The following is a 21,613-nucleotide window of genomic DNA, read 5'->3' as shown; positions in this document are numbered from 1 at the left end:
AGTAAAATATATGTATAATTATAAGTATAGGATATAGTATGCTATAAAACTATAAAAAAAATTTATTAAATTGTATGTTATTTATATTACTTAAATTTGTAAAATCCATAAATATTATATATAATTAATGTTATAGAGATAACAAAGGAGAAATACATGACTAAATGCAATGATGAAAAAATGCTCAAGCTTATGCTTTGGAAAGATATATTAATAATCCCTATTTATACAGTTCTATTTTATAACTCAAAAGCAATTTTTTTGGCACTAATAGCTATAGATAGATGTATCAATATTTTTCTTTCAATAAAATCCATAAAAATAGAACCTCTTATAGATAAAGCGTTAGAATCTGAAGAGTCAAAAATAATGCAGTTATTAATTTTTGTTGCAATAACAGGAGTAACGCTATACATACTAATATTTATTAAACATAGAAAATTATTTTATATATTGATATTGCTAGAACTAATTGACTATATTATTTCTAAAGTATTATAGTCTATATATTATATAAATTAAATTTTTTATTAAAATAAAAGGGATAAATAAATGTATGATTTGATCATAAATTTATTTATCCCTTCTTAGAATATAATTATTTTACGCTGTCTTGTTTATATAGTTGAATTGCGTTATATATACCTAAAACAAAACTAAGTATTCCTACAATAAGTTTCATTAAAAAATCCTCCTGTTACTAACAGAATCAATTAGTAATATTATAGCATATTGCTTATATATCATACTCACTAGTATTTAGCAGTTTATTTAAAACCCTTTTAATAATATCATAATCAAAGCCTTTGTAGGCAAGATGTTGAGAAATTTTTTGATATATTTTTCTTGAATCTTCATTTTTTACTCTGTCGTATCTTTTTTTAGCTAAATACATTGCATTTTCAAATTCTACATCGCTATCAATTTCATTAACTGCATTATTAATTTCATCTCTGTCAATGCCTTTATTGTAAAGGTTTTGCTTTATTCTATTTTTACCGCATTTATTTAAATTTACATTTGTATTAACTATTTTCTGAGCCAAGAGAGAATCATTAATAAAATTGTATTTTTTTAAAAAATCAATAACCTGTTCTATACACTCTTCTTCGTAATCATCGGATAGTTTTTCTTTTATTTTTTTTTCTGATTGATCAGCCTTAGATAGTATGCTTAAAGCTTTGTTTTTCGCTTTAATAAACATTTCATCGCTAAGTATAGAATGTAAATGTTCTTGGTCGATTACATCGCCTTTTTTTATATTATATGTAAAAACCAATTCTTTAAATATAGCTATAAAAAATTCTCCATCAACATATATATTAACTCTATCGTCATTTTTCTTTTGTGCTTCGATTTTTGTAATTATTGCCATGATAAATCTCCTTTAATGTGAAATTATAATACCATAAATAACATAACTTTATAATTTGAAACTTATTATATAAAAATACTTATATAAAAGTAAAATATATTAAGTGAAAGTATGTTAAAAAATTATTTTTTAAAGTATTTTTTAATATTATAAATATAATTATATACTAAAAAAAGTATTTATTATCTTTAATAAATAAAAAAAAGTGATACAATAGTATTATAATTGCAATAAAGGAGACAAACTATGAGGATTAATGATCTAGTTAATAAATCTCAGTTGGAAAATAGCCTTAAGCTAGATAGATTTACTAAGGATACTAGCAAAATGAAGTTAGGTATAATGGGAGGTACATTTGACCCGATACACTATGCTCATTTAGCTACAGCAGAGTTTATTAGAGATAAATATAAATTAGATAAGATACTTTTTATACCATCGGGGAACCCTCCTCACAAGGTAGAAAACGTTACTGACAAATATGACAGATATAACATGGTTCTACTTGCAACATGTCGTAATGAAGACTTTTTAGTATCAGACGTTGAAATAGAAAGAAATAAAAAAACTTACACAGTAGACACTCTAAAATATTTAAAGAAAACTTATGAAAATGCTCAAATATATTTTATCACTGGTGCAGATGCAATTTGTGACATAGAAAATTGGAAAAATGTAAAAGAGAACTTTAAGCTAGCAACATTTATTGCAGCAACAAGGCCGGGTATTAGTTTACTAAAAGCACAAGAAAAAATTGAAACATTAATAAAAAAGTATGATGCTAATATTATAAGTGTATATGTTCCTTCACTGGATATATCATCAACGTATATTAGAGATCAATTAAAAGAAGGTAAATCAGTAAGATATTTAGTTCCAGAGAACGTGGAAGAATATATGAATAAAAATAAATTATATAAATGTGGAGATGAGTAGATGAATTTAGAAATGATAAATGAAAAATTAAATTTAATGCTACCACAGGTAAGAATGAATCACTCGATAAATGTAGCTAATTGTGCTGTAAAGTTAAGTGAAATTTACAATGTAGATCCAGGGAAGGCTTACTTAGCTGGATTAATTCATGACTGTGCAAAATACCTAGATAAAAAAACAAGATGTGATTATGTTGAAAAATATGAAATATATTTAGATGAATTAGAAGAAGGGAGTTCTGCATTATCTCATAGTGTAATAGGGTCATATATTGCTAAGTATGAGTTTGATGTGGATGATGAAGATATAATTAATGCAATAAAATATCATACTACAGGTAGAGAAAATATGAGTATGCTAGAAAAAATAATATATATTGCGGATTTAATAGAAGAAGGTAGAAAATTTCCAATAGTAGGTAGACTAAGAGAGCTTACTTTTGGAAAAGATTTAGATAGAGCGTTGTTGGTTTCATTTGACAATACTATAAAATTTGTAATAGACAATAATCAACTGATACATCCAAGAACTGTCAGTGCTAGAAACTACATAATAAGTGATATTTTAAAGAAAGAAAATAAATAATAAAAATACATTAGTGTATAAAGTAGTATTTATGGTATAATTATTAAATGTGCTTAAAATTAGGAAAGGTAGGAAATAATATGACAGTAGAACAAATAACAAAAGTTATATATGATGCAATAGATGATAAATTAGGGCAAGATATAGCTATAATAAATATAGGTAAAGTTTCAAGTTTATGTGATTATTTTGTAATAGCTACAGCTTCTTCTCAAAGACAAGTAAAAGCTATAGCTGATAATGTAGAAGATGAATTAACTAAGCTTGGATTAGAGCCAAGAGGAAAAGAAGGATACGATTCTCAAGTTTGGGTACTTCTTGATTATGGTGATGTTATAGTTCACGTATTCAACGAAGAAAATAGAGGATTCTATAACTTAGAAAAATTATGGAAAGATGCTCCTTACGTAGATATTGACACTTTAGCATAATAATGATAATATAATTTATTATAAATTAAAAAAATTCAAATATTTATAAATAGACTAGAGTAGTAAAAGATTATATTTTTTCAGAGAGTTAGTGGATGGTGTGAACTAATAAAAAATAACTTTGAACTTGCTAGATGAAATCTATTTAGCCGTAGTTGGCATAAAAACTATCTAAGAGAGTCTTTTTTAAGGCTAATTAGGGTGGTACCGCGAATATAATCCTCGTCCCTAAACGTAAGTTTAGTGATTGAGGATTTTTTTATTACAATAATAAAATCATAAACTACTAAAACTATAAAATTATGGATAATATAACGAATATAGTTTAGGAAGTAAAATAATAGGAGGATAAAAGATGAGCGTTTATAAGCCAAATGAAATTGAGCAAAAATGGCAAAAAACTTGGGAAGAAAATGGACAATACAAAACAGATACTAATGATACTAGTAAACCTAAATACTATGCATTAGAAATGTTCCCTTATCCATCAGGAAACCTACATATGGGTCATGTTAGAAACTATTCTATAGGAGATGTTGTTGCTAGATTTAAAAAGATGCAAGGGTACAATGTACTTCATCCAATGGGATGGGATTCATTTGGACTTCCTGCAGAAAATGCAGCTATAAAACATGGTGTGCATCCAGATAAGTGGACTATGGAAAATATAGCGGATATGAGGGAGCAATTAAAGACTTTAGGTCTTAGCTTTGACTGGGATAGAGAAATAGCTACATCTACACCAGAATATTACAAGTTTACTCAACAAATATTCTTAAAGATGTTAGAACATGGACTTGCTTATAAGAAAAAATCTTTCGTAAACTGGTGTCCATCTTGTGAAACAGTTCTTGCTAATGAGCAAGTTGTACAAGGTGCATGTGAAAGATGTGATTCAGTGGTAGTAAAGAAAGACTTAGAACAATGGTACTTCAAAACTACTCACTTTGCTGAAGAATTATTACAAGATATAGATACTTTAGATGGTTGGCCAGATAAAGTTAAAACAATGCAAAAGAACTGGATAGGAAAAAGTACTGGAGCAGAAATAACTTTCGATATAGATGGAAGTGACAAGTCTATAACAGTATTTACAACTAGACCAGATACTACATATGGAGTATCTTACATGGTACTTGCACCAGAACATGAACTAGTTAAGGAATTAGTTGCTGGAACAGACTATGAAGAAGCTGTAGATGCATTTGTTAAAAAGATGCATACTATGACTGAAATAGAAAGAACTTCAAGCGACGTTGAAAAAGAAGGAATGTTCATAGGTAAATATGTTATAAACCCATTAAACGGAAAGAAAGTTCAATTATGGATAGCAAATTATGTTCTTGCTGACTATGGTACAGGTGCAGTTATGGCAGTTCCAGCACATGATGAAAGAGACTCTGAATTTGCAGCTAAATATAACTTAGAAGTAGTTGAAGTAATAAATGAAGATAACATAATGGTAAACTCAGCGGAATTTGATGGAATGGATGCATCTAAAGCTTTCGATGCAATAATAGAAAAAATAGAAGCAATGGGAAGAGGAAAGAAAACAGTTAACTATAGATTAAGAGACTGGTTACTTTCAAGACAAAGATACTGGGGATGTCCAATACCTGTATTATATTGTGAAGACTGTGGTATTGTTCCTGAAAAGAATGAAAACTTACCAGTATTATTACCAACAGATGTAGAGTTTACAGGTAAAGGTGAATCACCACTTACAACATCAAAAACATTTATGAATGCTACTTGTCCATGTTGTGGAAAGCCTGCTAGAAGAGAAGCAGACACAATGGATACTTTCGTAGATTCTTCTTGGTATTTCTTAAGATATATAGATCCTAAAAATACTGAAGAACCATTTGGTAAAGATGCAGTTAACAACTGGATGCCAGTTGACCAATATATAGGTGGAGTAGAGCATGCTATCCTACATCTTCTTTATGCTAGATTCTTTGTAAAGGCATTTAATGAAATGGGAATGTTAGATTTCAAGGAGCCTTTCAAGAACTTATTAACTCAAGGTATGGTTCTAAAAGATGGAACTAAGATGAGTAAGTCAAAAGGAAATGTTGTTGCACCGGTAGAAATAATAGAAGAATACGGAGTTGATACAGCTAGATTATTCGTATTATTTGCAGCACCACCAGAAAGAGACTTAGAATGGTCAGATCAAGGTGTTGAAGGATGCTTCAGATTCTTAAACAGAGTATATAGATTAGTAGATGAATTAAAAGATATAGCTAAGTCTGATGCTACTTTAGGTGATTTAACTAAAGAAGATAAAGCTATGAGATACACAATCAATGCTACATTAAAGAAAGTTACTGAAGACTTAAATGAAAAGTTTGGATTCAATACTGCTATATCTGCATTAATGGAATTAATAAACGAAATGTACAAGTACAAAGAGTTAGATAATAGAAATGATGCAGTAATAAAAGAAGGTATAGAAAATATAATAACTATACTTGCTCCATTTGCTCCTCATATAGGTGAAGAATTATGGAAGATGATAGGTAAAGAAGGAAGTATCTTTGATATATCTTGGCCAAAATATGATGAATCAGCTTTAGTTAAAGATGAAATAGAAGTTGTAGTTCAGATAAATGGTAAAGTAAGAGGAAAATTAAGCATAGGTGCTAACATTTCAAGAGAAGAAATGGAAGCAATAGCTATGAATGATGAAAAAATAAAAGCATTAGTTGAAGGAAAGACAATAGTTAAGGTTGTAGCAGTTCCTAAGAAACTAGTTAATATAGTTGTAAAATAATAAAAAAAATTTATTATAAGCCTTTAAAGTATGTACAATATGTACATCTTTGAAGGCTTTTTTACGTATCATGAAATTATGATGGATAGTAACTCAAAAAATAGATTTAAAAAATATCAAATAATAAAATATTATCTAGTAAATTGATTATAGATGGTATATCATATAAGTGACAAAAAAACGTTTTACAAGGGGGATTTTTATGTTAAACATAACACTAAAGGACATTCAAGAAGCAAGGGATACAATTAAAGGTATAGTAAAACAAACTGATATACTAGAAAGTACAAAATTAAGTATTAAAACAGGTGCAAATATATATTATAAATGTGAAAATTTACAAAAAACAGGTTCATTCAAAATAAGGGGAGCTTGTAATAAAATAGCAAATCTCACAGAAGAAGAAAAAACAAATGGTGTAATAGCATCAAGCGCAGGAAATCATGCTCAAGGGGTTGCACTTGGTGCAAAAATGAGTGGAATAAATGCCACGATAGTAATGCCAGCAACTGCACCATTAGCTAAGGTTACAGCGACAAGAAGCTATGGAGCAGAAGTTGTTTTACATGGTGAGGTGTATGATGATGCATATGCTAAAGCTGTTGAAATTCAAGAAAAAAGTAATGCAACTTTTCTACATCCATTTAATGATAAATATGTAATAGCAGGTCAAGGTACAATTGCTCTTGAGGTATTTGAACAATTAGATAATAATGTTGATACAATAATATGTCCAATAGGTGGAGGTGGAATAATAGCAGGAATAGCAGTAGCAGCAAAAGCTATAAATCCTGATGTTAAAATTGTTGGTGTACAAACTTCAAACATTCCATCAATGTATGAATCAAAGAAAAATGGAAAAGTGACTACAGCCTTTAATGCACCGACTATAGCAGATGGTATTGCAGTGAAGACTCCAGGAGATAAGACCTTTGAAATAATAAAAGAGCTAGTTGATGAGATAGTAGTTGTAGAAGAAAGTGAAATAGCTCAAGGGATGTTATTCTTAATGGAAAACCAAAAAGTAGTAGCAGAAGGATCAGGAGCTGTTAGTACAGCAGCGTTACTTAGTGAAAAGTATGTACCTTCAAAAGATGAAAATGTAGTTTGTGTTATATCTGGGGGAAATGTTGATGTAAATACACTGTATAGAGTTATAGGATGTGCACTAGCTAAAGAGGGTAGAAGATATTCATTTAGTACTATAATGGTAGATAAACCAGGTGGATTTTTCGAACTAGCTAAAATAATATGTGAAAACAATGCGAATATTTTAAATGCAAATCAATCTAAGTTATCATCGGGTGGAGAAATAGGAAAACAAATGGCGGAATTTACTTTAGAAACATTTGATCATAATCATATTAAAAAAATAAAAGAAGATATAGAAAAAAGTGGATTTATATTAAATGAATTATAAATTTTTATAATAATAAAAAATTGATAATTGTTAAAAATAAAAATATGTTTATATTTTATAACTTTTAAAATGAAATATGATAAAGTAAAATATTCATTATTTGTAATAAATTTAAGGATAAACTATAAAATTATCTAATTAAATAAAATAAAATGAATAAAATGCTTAAAAACGTTATCAATTATTACACTTTTATATGAATTTCGACAAGTAAAAAAATTACAAAAAAGCGTTTTCATATTGATTTTTATAAAAAAAGCATATAAAATAGCAATTGTTAGAAATAAAAATAAATTCATTTTATAGGAGAGTACTAAAATGGAATATGTGACATTACAAGACATTAGAGAAGCAAGAGAAACGATAAAGGATATTGTAAAGAAAACTGATATATTGGAAAGCGTTAAACTTAGTACGATGACTGGTGCTAATATATATTATAAATGTGAAAATTTACAAAAAACAGGTTCTTTTAAAGTTAGGGGAGCATGCAACAAGATAGCAAATCTTACAGAAGAAGAAAAAGCAAAAGGTGTAATAGCATCAAGTGCAGGAAATCATGCACAAGGTGTTGCACTAGGTGCAAGAATGAGTGGAATAAACGCTACAATAGTTATGCCTTCAACTGCACCACTTGCAAAGGTTACTGCTACTAAAGGATATGGAGCTGAAGTAGTATTAAATGGATTAGTATATGATGATGCATATGCTAAGGCTGTTGAAATACAAAAAGAAACAGGGGCTACATTCTTACATCCATTTAATGACAAACATGTTATAGCTGGACAAGGAACTATCGCATTAGAAATATTTGAACAATTAGATAGTAAAGTTGATACAATAATATGTCCAATAGGCGGAGGAGGAATAATAGCTGGGATTGCTGTTGCAGCAAAAGCTTTAAATCCTAACGTTAAAATAGTAGGAGTTCAAACTGCTAATATACCTTCAATGAAGGCATCTATGGAAGCAGGACAAGTAACTACTGCATTTAAAGATACAACTATAGCAGACGGTATAGCTGTTAAAACACCAGGAGACAAGACATTTGAAATAATAAAAGAATTAGTTGATGAAGTAGTAGTAGTAGAGGAAGCTGAAATAGCTCAAGGAATACTATATTTAATGGAAAATCAAAAAGTAGTAGCAGAAGGATCTGGAGCAGTTAGTACAGCAGCTCTTTTAAGTAAGAAATATGTACCATCAAAAGACGAAAATGTAGTTTGTGTAATATCTGGAGGAAATGTAGATGTTAACACATTATACAGAGTAATAGGAACTGCCTTAGCTAAAGAAGGAAGAAGATATTCATTCAATACAGTTATACAAGATAAACCAGGCGGACTTGCAGAATTAACTAGAATAATAAGTTCAAATGATGGAAATATACTAAGTGCTAACATATCAAGACTTTCTACTGGTGGTGCATTAGGTACTCAAAGTGCGGAGTTAGTATTAGAAACATTTAACCATGAGCATATAGAAAAAATCAAAAATGCTGTAACTGAACACGGATTTAAAATTATAGAAATGTAATAATAAAAAATTATGCAGGTAAAAAAATTGTCAAAAACTAATTCTTTTACCTGCAAAAAAATTATATACAATAAAAAGACACTAATATATAATTATAATTGAATATTTATAACTCAAGGAGGAATTACAAATGAAAAACCAAATAATACATACAGAAAATGCTCCTAAAGCAATAGGACCATACTCTCAAGCTGTTAAAGCTGGAAACATGATATTCGTATCAGGACAAGTTCCATTCGTACCAGAAACTATGGAAATAGTTGAAGGAGATGTTAAAGCTCAAACAGCTCAATCTTTAAAAAATGTTGAAGCTATATTAAAAGAAGCTGGAGCAGATTTCTCTCATGTAGTTAAGTCTACAGTATTCATAAAAGATATGAACGAATTTGCAGCTATAAATGAAGTATATGCTGAATTCTTCGGTGAAAACAAGCCAGCTAGAGCTTGTGTTGAAGTAGCAAGATTACCTAAGGATGTTAAGGTAGAAATAGAAGTAATAGCTGTAATATAATTAAAGAGATGGCTAGTTGAAAGACTAGCCATTTTAAATTCACAAATTTGCGCGAAAAATGTCGAATTTTAAGAAAATTGTAATATTTTTAAAATGAAATAATTAGAAATAATAAAATTAGAAAAAGTAGTTTTCAAAAGTGAAAATTTTTTATATAATAATGAATATATATGTCGAAGAAATGCGCATATATGTTTGACAAAGATAAATACTATTTATATAAATATAAAATTAATTTTTAAACATACTATAAGTATTAGGTAAGCGTTTGACAATTTAGATGCTTTTTAAATTAATTTTTAAATAGTTGACATTAAATAAAATTTTAAAAACAAATTTAAGAGACATTTCAAGGAAAGAGGTAACATAATGGCTAAAGATTATAGTGTATTTGATATCGTAGGTCCTAACATGATAGGACCATCTAGTTCTCATACGGCAGGAGCTGCTAGACTAGGAAAGATTGCATCTAAGATTGCAGGTAAACCTGTAAAGGAAGTAAAATTCTTACTACATGGATCATTTGCAGAAACTTATAAAGGTCATGGTACCGATAAAGCATTAGTTGGTGGTATATTAGGATTCCAACCAGATGATGCAAGAATAAAGAATTCATTTGAATTAGCAGCTGAGCAAGGTGTTAAATTCGAATTCATAAAAAGTGATTTAGGAGATAATGTACATCCTAATACAGTTAAGATGTTAATGACATTAGAAGATGGTTCTGAATCAAATGTAATGGGTGCTTCTATAGGTGGAGGTAACATAAAACTTACAGAGATGGATGGATTAGCTTTAGACTTTAACGGGTCAAGAGCTGCTGTAGTATTAGAAATAAAAGATATACCGGGTGCAGTATCTTTCGTAACAGGATTACTTGCTCATAACAATAAGAACATAGCAACAATGTCAACAAATAAACCAGCTAAATCAGAATATACATTTGTTACTATAGAAACGGATGATCAATTAGAAGCAGATGTTATAGATCAACTAAAGAAATTTGAAGTTGTGGCTAAGGTTGTAGTACTAGATAAATTCTAATTAGTAAGGAGACAGGAAAAATGAAATATAACTTCACAAGCGGAGCAGAATTATTAGAAAAATGTAACGAATTTAACATGTCTATGAGTGAGATATGTATAGCTAGAGAAGCAGAACTTTTAGGTGTAACTAAAGAAGAAGTAAGAGAAAAAATGGCAGTAAGTTTAGAAATAATGAAAGCAGCTACTGAAAAAGCTGTTGAAGAAGATATAAAATCTATGGGTGGACTTATAGGTGGAGAAGCTAAGAAATTAACTAAATACAGAGGACTTGGAAGAAGTGTATGTGGAGAGTTAATGAATAAAGCTATGGTTGCTGCAATGGGAACAATGGAAGTTAACGCTTCTATGGGTCTTATAGTTGCTGCTCCAACAGCAGGTTCTTGTGGTATATTACCAGGAGCTGTTGTAACAATAGGAAAAGAATATGGATTCAGTGATGATGAAATGATAGATGCTTTATTTGCTGCATCTGCTATAGGTGTAATAATAACTAGAAATGCTACTGTTTCAGGAGCTGAAGGTGGATGTCAAGCTGAGACTGGTGCAGCTGCTGCAATGGCTTCTGCTGGTGTTGTAGAAATGATGGGTGGATCTGTAGAGCAAGCTGTACATGCTGCATCACATTGTTTACAAAACGTTATGGGACTTGTATGTGACCCAATAGCAGGTCTTGTTGAGGCACCTTGTCAAGGTAGAAATGCTATAGGTGTTGCAAATGCTTTAATATCAGCTGAATTATGCTTAGCTGGAATATTAAACATAATACCATTTGATGAAACAGTTGAAGCTATGTACAAAGTAGGAAAGACATTACCAATGGAGTTAAGAGAAACTGCATTAGGTGGAGTTGCTGCTACTTGTACTGGATGTTCTTTAACAACTAAAATATTCGGATAATAAAAAAGAGGTATACTGTGAAAACAGTAAACCTCTTTTTTTAATAATTTATTCCTGCTGGTTTTACATTTCCTTTATCATGAGAGCTACAAGGAGTAACTCCATAAACCATATCACATTGTGGACACTTGTCTACATGAGTATTCATAGTAAAAGTATTTTCGCAATTAGAACATTTTAATTCTAATGGAGTTCTTAGAGGAAAAGTGTCTTTTCCTTTACTTCTAACTAAATCAACAACACTTTTACCATTATTTTTATCTGTATTAGCACATCCGCAACTCATAATTCTACCTCCAAGGTCATATTAAATAAATATAAAATATCTTATTGAATTATAACTGTTTGAGCAGAAAAAGTCTGTAACCTTTGATACAAAAATGTAAAAATGCATAATAAATACATGTAACACGAGAAACTAAATTCAAATGAATTACTTGAATAAAAAAATAAGGAAAAGCAGATTAAATTGCTTTTCCTCTTTTTTATTTATTTTCTTTTCTTTTTATTATAATTTATATTATATATATTTTTTCTATTTTTTCTATTTTTTCTTCTGATATTTTTTCGAATTATTAGTATTACAACTATTATTGTAAGTATGATTATAACAATTACAGCTAGCTTAAGTATGTTTAAAAAAGCTTTATTCTCTGTTATAAATGAAAAAATACTATTTACATTGTCGGTTGCAATTAAATCAATATTAGATTCAAGGGTATTATCTTTATAAATTTCCAAAGTACCAACTTTATCACCTTTTTTTATTGGTAAGTTGATATTATCCAGCTTAACATTAGTTTTATAATCATCTACTTTACTTTTTTTTGAAAGTACAACTTTATAGCTATGTGCAGGTTCGTAAACTAATTTGCCTTGTTTGCTAAATTTAACGTCAATACTATCAGTAAAGTCTGATTTGTTAACTATAGTAGCTGACTTAAAATTATCTAACCCATAATCTATTAGAGTTCTAGAATCAAGATAAACATCATTTCCCACTGTTTTAAATACTGCAGATATTACTCTCATATTATCTTTTACTGCACTAGATAGAAGGCATCTTCCAGCATCATCAGTGAAGCCAGTTTTAATACCATCCACAATGTCATATTTAATTGGGATTTCTTGGCCTTTATAATTTATCTTCTCAGATGAATTAAAAAATTTGTTACTATTAAGAAATGATCTTTCATACTCATAAAATTCATTAGGCTTATATTTAACGTATTTCAAATTAACCATTTCTCTAAAAATGTTATTGTTCATGGCTTCTCTAGCCATAAGTGCCATATCATAAGCTGTTGTATAATGATTTTCATCAGGTAATCCATGTGGATTATTAAAGTGAGTGTTTTTTGCTCCTATTGATTTTGCTTCGTTATTCATTAGCTCTACAAATTTTTCTATTGAGCCACTTACATAATTAGCTAGAACATAGGCAACATCGTTTGATGAATGGACTAATAAACTTTCTAACAATTCTTTAACCGTAAAAGACTCACCATTTCTAAGATACATACTAGTACCTTCTATAGGTGGCAGATTTTCAATTTTAATAACGTCATTTAAATCAGAAACATATTTAAGTACTACATATGCAGTCCAAGCTTTAGTAGTAGAAGCTGGATATAGCTTTTCAGAACCATTTTTATCATACAAGACTGTACCAGTTTCGTAGTCCATTAAAACAGCATATTGTGCTGTTAAAGTGGGCTCTGTTTCGTTAGCATAAGATATATTTACTGAGTTAAAAAATGTTGTAAAGGTCAAAAGAAATGCCACTATAAGTGATAGAATTCTTTTCATCTGTTAACCTCCAAATTTTTAAACTTATATTTTAGTATAACATATTTTAGGCAATAATCAAAAGAAAGGAGTGATTAAACTGTGAAAAAAATAGTGATTTTCTCGATATTACTTATAGTATCAGTTAGTTTGGTACTATTTAAGGAAAATGTTAACATAAATGATGATGTTTATGTAGTAAGTAATAGTGAAAGTAAAGATAAAGAAAGTATATTAGTAAAAGAAGATAGTAAAACTAAAGAGATTAATAACAAAACTGAAGAAATTAATATTAAAGATGAAAATGTAAATAAAAAAGAAATAACTGTTTATATAAGTGGAGAAGTAGTTAATCCAGGGATAGTTAGTATTAAAAATGATAAGCGCCTTTATGATGCAGTACAAGAACTAGGTGGTGTTACAGAAAATGCTGACTTAAATAGAATAAATCTAGCTATTAAACTAAATGATGAACAACATTATATTATACCTAAAATAGGAGAAAATACTGGAATAGAGAAGGAAGCTAAGTATTTAGATGAAGACAAAAATGATGAAAATAAAAAAATAAATATTAATATGGCGGATATACAAGAGTTAGATAATCTACCAGGCGTTGGAGAAGCCACTGCTAATAAAATAGTAAAATACAGAGAAGAAAAAAGCGGGTTTAATTCTATTGAAGAAATTAAAAATGTAAATGGAATTGGTGATAAAAAATATGAGGACATTAAGGATTTAATTTGTGTAGAATAGGTTCAAAAACCAACAATATCTATTAATAAACTACATAAAATATGTTATTATTAGTATGTATGAGTTATGGGAAGGAGAGCATTATGAAAGTTTTAGAGAGATTAACAGAAATGACAACATCAGGTGGTTGAGCAGCAAAAATAGGTCCAGAGGTTCTGGCATCAGTTTTATCTCAATTACCCAAAAATGAGAACACAGAAAATTTAATAGTGGGATTAGACACAGCAGATGATGCTGCAGTATATAAATTAAATGATGAAATGGCATTAATACAAACTTTAGACTTCTTTACACCAATGGTAGATGATCCATATGTTTTTGGTCAAATAGCAGCATCAAATTCATTATCAGATGTTTATGCTATGGGAGGGAAACCTACAGTGGCTATGAATATAGTTTGTTTCCCGTCGTGTCATGATATGGATGTGCTTGCAGAAATTCTTAAAGGTGGATTTGAAAAGGTTAAGGAAAGCGGTGCTCTTTTAGTTGGAGGTCACACTGTAGACGATAAAGAGCCTAAATATGGGCTTTCAGTTTCAGGGTTAGTCCACCCTGATAAAGTTTTATCAAATGCAACTGCTAAACCAGGTGACAAATTAGTCCTTACTAAACCTATAGGAGTTGGTATTTTAAATACTGCTATGAAAGAGAATATGGTAGATAAGGAAATTGGAGATAGAGTTATAGAAGTAATGATACATCTAAACAAATATGCAGCTATGAGCTTTGAAAATTTTGAAGTTAACTCTGTAACTGATATAACAGGATTCGGATTATTAGGTCATGTTTTAGAAATGGCAAAAGCTTCAGAGGTTAGCATAGAAATAGATTCTAAAGAAGTACCTATATTAGATGGAGCATTAGAAATGGCAAATATGGGGATTATACCAGCGGGAATGTATAGAAATAAACAATATATTTCTAAAGATGTAGAATTAATAGGTATTGATGTTGCAATGGAAGATATATTATATGATCCGCAAACATCAGGAGGTTTACTAATATCTGTAAAATCTGAGTTAGCAGAAGCACTTGTTGAAGATATGAAAAAAAATGGTTCTATAGAAGCTAAGATAATAGGAGAAGTTAGATCTAAGGGAGATAAATACATTAAAGTAGTATAACAAAATAAAAGAGGGATGAGTGATTGTTTTGAATAAAAGAGAATTATTTGCAATGTTACCGTCAGTTGATGAGGTACTAGGGGACCATAAAATAGTAGAAATAATAGATGAGTACCCAAGAAGTTTAGTGTTAGAGTCTATAAGACAAGCGATAGATTATAAAAGAAAATCAATTGTAAATCTAAAAGATAGTGAAATAGAAAATTTTAAAGTTACTAATGAAGAGATAATACAAAACTCTGTTAATAATGTAAGAATGAATTACTCATTATCTTTAAAGAAGGTAATAAATGCAACAGGAACTGTGATTCACACAAATCTTGGTAGATCTCTGCTTAGCGAAAGTATTAAGGATGAGGTTTGGGATGCGGCATCTAGATATTCAAATTTAGAATACAACCTAGATGAAGGTGAAAGAGGATCAAGATATTCTCACCTAACAAAAACAATAAAAAGATTAACTGGAGCAGAGGATGTGCTAGTAGTTAATAACAATGCTGCAGCTGTTCTTTTAGTTTTAAGTACTATGGCGAAAGATGGTGAAGCAATAGTTTCTCGTGGTGAGTTAGTTGAAGTTGGAGGTTCTTTTAGAATTCCAAGCATAATGGCTCTTAGTGGTGCTAATTTAGTGGAAATAGGAGCAACAAATAAAACACACTTAAAAGATTATGAAGAAGCAATAAGTGAAGAAACGAAGGTTATAATGAAAGTTCATACTAGCAACTACAGAATATTAGGATTTACTGATAGTGTTTCAATAGAGGAACTTTCTAAATTAGGAAAGAAAAATAATATTCCTGTAATTGAAGACTTAGGTAGTGGTGTATTCATAGATGTTTCTAAATACGGTCTAACATATGAGCCAACAGTATTAGATTCAATAAAACAAGGTGCTGATATAGTTACCTTTAGTGGTGATAAGATGCTTGGAGGCCCACAGGCAGGAATTATAGTTGGTAAAAAAGAATACATAGAAAAAATGAAGAAAAATCAGTTAACTAGAGCATTAAGAGTTGATAAGCTTACTATATGTGCTCTTGAAGCCACTTTAAGAATGTATTTAGATGAAGAAAAAGCAATAAAGAATATACCTACTCTTAAAATGCTAACTTATAAATTAGAAGAGTTAGAAGCTAAGGGTGAAGAGTTATTCAATAAAATAAACTCATTAAACCTTGATGCTATCATAAATCTTGAAGATGGATTTTCTCAAGTTGGAGGAGGTTCAATGCCTCTAGAAACAATTAAATCAAAGGTAATAAGTATTACACCGAATAACATGAATGTATCAACTCTAGAAAAGCGACTAAGGTTAAGTGATGCACATATTATCGCAAGGGTATATGATAATAAATATGTATTAGACGTAAGAACGATTTTTGAAGAGGAATTTGATGTTATAGTTGATCAACTGAAAAATGCGTTTAAATAATATATAGATATAAAAAGAGTAAAGAAGCTTAATAGGGGGCTAAAAATGAAAAATGTAGTAATAGGAACAGCGGGTCATATAGACCATGGTAAAACAACGCTAATAAAAGCTCTGACGGGTAGAGATACGGATACTTTAGATGAAGAAAAGAAGAGAGGTATTTCTATAAACTTAGGTTTTACATACTTTGATTTACCGAGCAATAAAAGAGCTGGTATAGTAGACGTACCAGGTCATGAAAAATTTATAAAGAACATGTTAGCAGGTGCATCTGGATTAGATATGGTTCTTTTAGTTGTAGCTGCTGATGAAGGTGTTATGCCACAAACTGTAGAGCATTTGGATATACTTACATTCTTAAATATTAAAAATGGAGTGATTGTACTTACTAAATCTGATACAGTAGATGATGACTTTAGAGAGTTAGTAAAAGATGATATTTTAGAAAAAGTAAAAGGCACATTCTTAGAAAATGCTAAAATAATCGAAGTAGATTCTATATCTAAAAGAGGCATAAAAGAACTAGTTGAGACTATAGATTTAATGAGTAATGAAATAGAAGATAAAAATGAAACATCTCCAGCTAGATTAAATATAGATAGAGTATTTTCTGTTAAAGGATTTGGAACAGTAATAACAGGAACTTTACTTGAAGGAAAAATAAATGTAGATGATGATTTACAAATTTATCCACAAGGAATAAAAACTAAAATAAGAAGCATACAAGTACATGGTAAAAGTGTTGAAACTGCTTATGCTGGACAAAGAACAGCAATAAACATATCAAATGTAAAAGTAGAAGAAATAAATAGAGGAGATGTATTGGCATCACTTAATTCTCTAGAAGAATCTATGATGCTTGATGTGAAAATTACTTTAGTTAAGCATGGTGGAAAAACACTAAAACACTGGGATAGATTAAGATTATATCATGGTACTAGAGAAATATTATGTAGAGCAGTTCCTTTAGATAAAGAAATAATTGAAAATGGAGAAACTGGATTTGTTCAATTAAGATTAGAAGAAAGTATTGTATCTAAAAAAGGTGATAATTTTGTTATTAGATGTTATTCCCCAATGGAGACTATTGGTGGAGGGGTAATAATAGATACAGCACCAAAAAAACACAAGAAGTTTGATACTAGTGTCATTGAAGCTCTAAAGGTTAAAGAAAAAGGTGAGCTAAAAGATATAATAGAGGAATATTTAAAGGTCAATAAGTCAAATTATCCTACTATAAAGGATATAATGAGTTATAGTGGTGATAATGAAGAAAATATCAAGAAAGCTATAGAAATTCTTTTACAAGAAAATAAAGTAATAAACATAAATAATATGTACATGCATATTACTAAGTATAGTAAGTTAAAGGAAGACACTATAAAACTTTTAGAAGAATATCATAAGAAATATAGATTAAGAAAAGGTATTTTAAAAGAAGAGGTAAGATCTAAGGTAGAAAGTAAATTTAAAACAAGAGAAATGGATATTTTACTTGATATTTTTGTATCAGAAGGGATAATAAAAGTTTTTGATAATATAGTATGTTTAAAGGATTTTGAAGTTATTTTGAATGATAAGCAAAAAGATATAAAAAATAAAATCCAAAAAAGACTTAAATCAGTTGGATTATCTGAAATACTGACTATAGAAGAAATTTGCGAAAATAATCAATACTATAAAGAAGTGTTTGAAGCTATGATTGGTGAAGATATAGAAAAATTAGATGATACTTATGTTATGGATAAAGAGCTATATATAAGTACCAAGAATAAACTAGTAGAATATCTTAATGATAATAAAGAAATAACTTTAGGTGAATATAGAGACTTGGTAAATTCTAGTAGAAAGAATTGTATGATAATACTAGAAAATTTTGACAGAAACAAAGTAACAAAGAGAATAGAAAATAAGAGAGTATTGTTCTAATTAGATATTAAAGTTAGGCATAGGGTATTGGAATTTATAATTTCGGTACTCTATGCTTTTTTACGTACAAATAATTTATAATGTATCATTATTTGTGTTATTAAATAATTTTAAGTCCGACAAAAGAGAAGTTAATTTCTTTTAATATAACAAAATACATAAATTACCATTAAATGATGAGGTGAAATTACATTTATAGTATAATGAATAGAGAGTTGATTTTGGGGGGAGTGTCAGAAGTTGAGGTATTCAATTAATAAAATTGATGAAAAATATATGATTGGTAGAAGATATATAACATTTTTTGTATTTATTTTAGCAATGTTTACTTTTGTTCATATCGCAGATGGAGGTAGATCAGGAGACATACTACACTCTATTTATGCAATTATACTTATAGCAATGGGTATAATAATTTTTAACACAATGAAATTTAATGCAGATAGAATGTCAAAATATTTAGGCTTAATATGTGGTATAGCTGGTTTGGTAGAAATAGCATATTTGGCATTAAGCATGGAAATGGTGATAGATGGAGAAATTACTATACTCATAGTTGGAAGTGCTTATCTATCTATTATTGGAGATATATTGCCTATTTTAGCCGTATATTTTTCTCTAAAATTTAGAAAAAGAAAAAATAATATTGTATCAGATATATTAAGGTTGATAATTATAACTTGTTTATTTGTAAGTTGTACTTTTTTGATGACTAATCTGGTTGATTTATTTGATATAGTAAACACAGATGCTTTTGGCAAAACTTATTTTATAGAAGTAGTCGTTTCAATATTTATTATTATTGTTTCAAGATTAATTATAAATATATTAAAAAAAGATGATGAATTAGATGAAAAACACGAAAAAAATTATTTTAGAAGAATAGCTATTATAATTGCTTTATCAAGGATGCCTATGTTGCTTCATCCAATAATAAAAAACATTTATTTAGAAGATGTATTAAGTCAATTTATAATCAATACGGCAATGTATTATTTTTATAAATACATTATATACTCAAATGTAAAGAAACCTTATTTAAGGTTAAATTATACAAGTGAACAATTAAAGGAAAAAGCTGAAAATTTAAAAAAGAACAATAAAAAACTATTGCTTGAAACTGAAGTAATTCAGAATCTGAAAGAAAACCTTAGCCTAAAAGAAGAAAAATTAAAGTGTACACTAAATAATTCGCCAAATTCGATAATTGTATTTAATGAGAGTGGAGATATAACTTTTGGTAACGAGACTTTTGAAGAAACTTTTAATAAAAATGAATGCACCAATGTGATCTGCTTTAAATCTAAGATTATTAACTATGATGAATTTAAAAATAATATTGATGATATTTTGAATAGGCCATGTAGTAAAGAAGGATATATTAATACCTTTGATAACAAGGTATATTTAGTAAGATATACTCCATTAGTCATTAAGTATAAGTTAGAAGGGATTTTATGTATATTAATAGATAAAACGAATATTAAAGAGTTTCAGTATGAATTAATAAGTGCTAATGAGAGATATGATTCTTTTTTAGAACTTATTGATGATGGCATAATAGTTTTTGAAGATGGAAAAAAAGTATACTCTAATAACGCATGTAAGAAGATATTTGATAACTCTATAGATAAATTAGATTACAAAATAGGGAATAAAGAAGAAGAAGAAATTAAAATGGATGATAAAGAAATATATGTGAAAACTAACGTACTAGAGTACTATAAAAATGATAAAAACAAAACTGTAATAGCTATAAAAGATATAACTGATAAAAAAGTTAGTCAAATTAAGTTAAAAAAAAATCAGGAATCATATGAACGATTTATTGATATTTTACCTGACGGAATTTGTATTTTAGATGAAAAACTAGATATATATTATGCTAATAAATCATTGCTAGATATGACAGAGTATATAAACATAGAAGATATTAATGGCAAAAATATTAAAGATATAATCTCACTAAATGAGGAAAGTGAAAGAGAAATATATGTTGTATTAAGAAAAGTATTTGAAAAAAATAGGCACGTATTGCTAATAGATTATGACTTAATTACCAAGTCCAATAAAAAAATCGAAGTAGAAGCTAATGCTTTCCCTTTTTCTGTAAATGATAAAAAACATATAATATTTATTCTAAAAGATTTAACTAATAAAAAAACATCTGAAATTGCAGAAAAAGAACTAGTAAACATTTTAAAAAGGGATAGGGTGAAAACTGAATTTTTTGCTAATATGTCTCATGAACTTAAAACTCCTTTAAATGTTATATCAAGTTCTAACCAGTTAGTAGAGTCTTTTTATAAAAGTGGAAAAATAGATGACTATAATGATAATATTAAGTATCACTTAGAGTTAGTAAAACAAAATTCATATAGGCTTCAAAGGCTTATAAATAATATTATTGACTTAACCAAGATGGATTCGGGTTATTATAATTTAAATTTAGATGAGCATAACATTGTGATGGTAATTGAAGACTTAATTATGAAAGTAGCTAGTTATGCAAATCGTAAAAATATTAGTCTTATATTTGATACTGATATGGAAGAGATAAATATGGATATAGATAAGTCTCAAATTGAAAGAGTGATGCTTAACTTATTGTCTAACTGTATAAAATTTACAAACATAGGTGGAAGTATAAGTGTATACGTTTACTATAAATTTGAGGAAATTGTTATAAAAGTAAAAGATACAGGGGTTGGAATTCCTGAGGACAAATTAGACTTGATTTTTGAGGAATTTGCACAAGCTGACAGAACTTTATCTAGGAATACAGAAGGTAGTGGTATAGGTCTTGCTATAGTTAAAAATCTTGTGGAATTACATGGTGGTAATATTAAAGTAAAAAGTGAGATAAACGAAGGAACAGAATTTAATATAAGGTTACCTATAAAAAGTATTAGTAGCTGTAACAAGGAAGAAGATAGAAGTATTTACAATATTGATGAAAAGATTAATATTGAATTTTCGGATATATATTATTAAATTAGGAGATTATGAATGGAGAACTTAAGGTTAAAACACAAATCTTCAATTGAATTGAAGAATATATTATGTATTAT

18 protein-coding genes and 1 other annotated feature are annotated in these 21,613 nt (G+C 28.7%); of the genes, 15 read left to right on the top strand and 3 right to left on the bottom strand.

The window, feature by feature from the left end:
* Nucleotides 1-156 precede the first annotated feature (156 nt).
* Complete coding sequence (locus tag ACI48P_RS13320; RefSeq protein ID WP_475216454.1) at nucleotides 157-501, top strand: hypothetical protein; 345 nt, start codon at nucleotides 157-159, stop codon at nucleotides 499-501.
* A 235-nt stretch (nucleotides 502-736) separates the two neighbouring features.
* Here the strand turns inward: ACI48P_RS13320 and recX are convergent, their stop codons facing one another.
* Nucleotides 737-1,375 (bottom strand): recombination regulator RecX, encoded by a 639-nt coding sequence (gene recX / locus ACI48P_RS13315; RefSeq protein WP_475216453.1) that lies wholly within the window; start codon nucleotides 1,373-1,375, stop codon nucleotides 737-739.
* A gap of 246 nt (nucleotides 1,376-1,621) precedes the next feature.
* On the opposite strand from recX, the gene nadD reads away from it, so the two are divergent.
* From nadD to sdaAA, 9 genes are all read left to right on the top strand, one after another.
* Nucleotides 1,622-2,311: a nicotinate-nucleotide adenylyltransferase gene (gene nadD / locus ACI48P_RS13310; protein ID WP_475216451.1), complete on the top strand. Its 690-nt coding sequence runs from the start codon at nucleotides 1,622-1,624 to the stop codon at nucleotides 2,309-2,311.
* Nucleotides 2,312-2,896, top strand: coding sequence for a bis(5'-nucleosyl)-tetraphosphatase (symmetrical) YqeK (gene yqeK / locus ACI48P_RS13305; protein WP_475216449.1), 585 nt, complete (start codon nucleotides 2,312-2,314; stop codon nucleotides 2,894-2,896).
* Between the two features lie 80 nt (nucleotides 2,897-2,976).
* Complete coding sequence (gene rsfS, locus ACI48P_RS13300; RefSeq protein ID WP_475216447.1) at nucleotides 2,977-3,327, top strand: ribosome silencing factor; 351 nt, start codon at nucleotides 2,977-2,979, stop codon at nucleotides 3,325-3,327.
* Between the two features lie 45 nt (nucleotides 3,328-3,372).
* Nucleotides 3,373-3,560 (top strand) — a binding site (T-box leader).
* Between the two features lie 122 nt (nucleotides 3,561-3,682).
* Nucleotides 3,683-6,103, top strand: a complete 2,421-nt coding sequence (gene leuS, locus ACI48P_RS13295; RefSeq protein ID WP_475216445.1) for a leucine--tRNA ligase — start codon at nucleotides 3,683-3,685, stop codon at nucleotides 6,101-6,103.
* A 202-nt stretch (nucleotides 6,104-6,305) separates the two neighbouring features.
* The gene (ilvA, locus tag ACI48P_RS13290) at nucleotides 6,306-7,523 is read left to right on the top strand and encodes a threonine ammonia-lyase (RefSeq protein WP_475216443.1); all 1,218 of its coding nucleotides are present in this window, start codon (nucleotides 6,306-6,308) and stop codon (nucleotides 7,521-7,523) included.
* 318 nt (nucleotides 7,524-7,841) lie between these two features.
* Nucleotides 7,842-9,059 carry a threonine ammonia-lyase gene (ilvA, locus tag ACI48P_RS13285; RefSeq protein WP_475216441.1) on the top strand — a complete coding sequence of 406 codons (1,218 nt, stop codon included), beginning with the start codon at nucleotides 7,842-7,844 and terminating at the stop codon, nucleotides 9,057-9,059.
* Between the two features lie 130 nt (nucleotides 9,060-9,189).
* Entirely contained in the window at nucleotides 9,190-9,570 is a 381-nt protein-coding gene (locus ACI48P_RS13280; protein WP_475216439.1) for a RidA family protein, read from the top strand.
* A gap of 369 nt (nucleotides 9,571-9,939) precedes the next feature.
* Nucleotides 9,940-10,614, top strand: coding sequence for an L-serine ammonia-lyase, iron-sulfur-dependent subunit beta (sdaAB, locus tag ACI48P_RS13275; RefSeq protein ID WP_475216437.1), 675 nt, complete (start codon nucleotides 9,940-9,942; stop codon nucleotides 10,612-10,614).
* A gap of 20 nt (nucleotides 10,615-10,634) precedes the next feature.
* Nucleotides 10,635-11,513, top strand: a complete 879-nt coding sequence (gene sdaAA, locus ACI48P_RS13270; RefSeq protein WP_475216435.1) for an L-serine ammonia-lyase, iron-sulfur-dependent, subunit alpha — start codon at nucleotides 10,635-10,637, stop codon at nucleotides 11,511-11,513.
* 40 nt (nucleotides 11,514-11,553) lie between these two features.
* Here sdaAA and ACI48P_RS13265 read toward each other — a convergent pair whose 3' ends face one another.
* A complete protein-coding gene (locus tag ACI48P_RS13265; RefSeq protein ID WP_475216434.1) occupies nucleotides 11,554-11,799 on the bottom strand; it encodes a hypothetical protein in 246 nt (81 codons plus the stop codon).
* 203 nt (nucleotides 11,800-12,002) lie between these two features.
* A complete protein-coding gene (locus tag ACI48P_RS13260) occupies nucleotides 12,003-13,322 on the bottom strand; it encodes a D-alanyl-D-alanine carboxypeptidase family protein (protein ID WP_475216432.1) in 1,320 nt (439 codons plus the stop codon).
* Nucleotides 13,323-13,403: 81 nt separating this feature from the next.
* On the opposite strand from ACI48P_RS13260, the gene ACI48P_RS13255 reads away from it, so the two are divergent.
* From ACI48P_RS13255 to ACI48P_RS13235, 5 genes are all read left to right on the top strand, one after another.
* A complete protein-coding gene (locus tag ACI48P_RS13255) occupies nucleotides 13,404-14,057 on the top strand; it encodes a helix-hairpin-helix domain-containing protein (protein WP_475216430.1) in 654 nt (217 codons plus the stop codon).
* A gap of 83 nt (nucleotides 14,058-14,140) precedes the next feature.
* On the top strand, nucleotides 14,141-15,181 hold the full coding sequence (selD, locus tag ACI48P_RS13250) for a selenide, water dikinase SelD (RefSeq protein ID WP_475216429.1): 1,041 nt from the start codon (nucleotides 14,141-14,143) through the stop codon (nucleotides 15,179-15,181).
* A 52-nt stretch (nucleotides 15,182-15,233) separates the two neighbouring features.
* Nucleotides 15,234-16,613 carry an L-seryl-tRNA(Sec) selenium transferase gene (gene selA, locus ACI48P_RS13245; protein WP_475216540.1) on the top strand — a complete coding sequence of 460 codons (1,380 nt, stop codon included), beginning with the start codon at nucleotides 15,234-15,236 and terminating at the stop codon, nucleotides 16,611-16,613.
* A 45-nt stretch (nucleotides 16,614-16,658) separates the two neighbouring features.
* Nucleotides 16,659-18,542, top strand: coding sequence for a selenocysteine-specific translation elongation factor (gene selB, locus ACI48P_RS13240; protein ID WP_475216427.1), 1,884 nt, complete (start codon nucleotides 16,659-16,661; stop codon nucleotides 18,540-18,542).
* A gap of 240 nt (nucleotides 18,543-18,782) precedes the next feature.
* Nucleotides 18,783-21,536, top strand: coding sequence for a sensor histidine kinase (locus ACI48P_RS13235; RefSeq protein WP_475216425.1), 2,754 nt, complete (start codon nucleotides 18,783-18,785; stop codon nucleotides 21,534-21,536).
* Nucleotides 21,537-21,613 lie beyond the last annotated feature (77 nt).

The sequence above is a fragment of the Romboutsia sp. LXY-2 genome, assembly GCF_056171995.1.
This window is presented reverse-complemented; position numbering and strand designations above follow the sequence as displayed.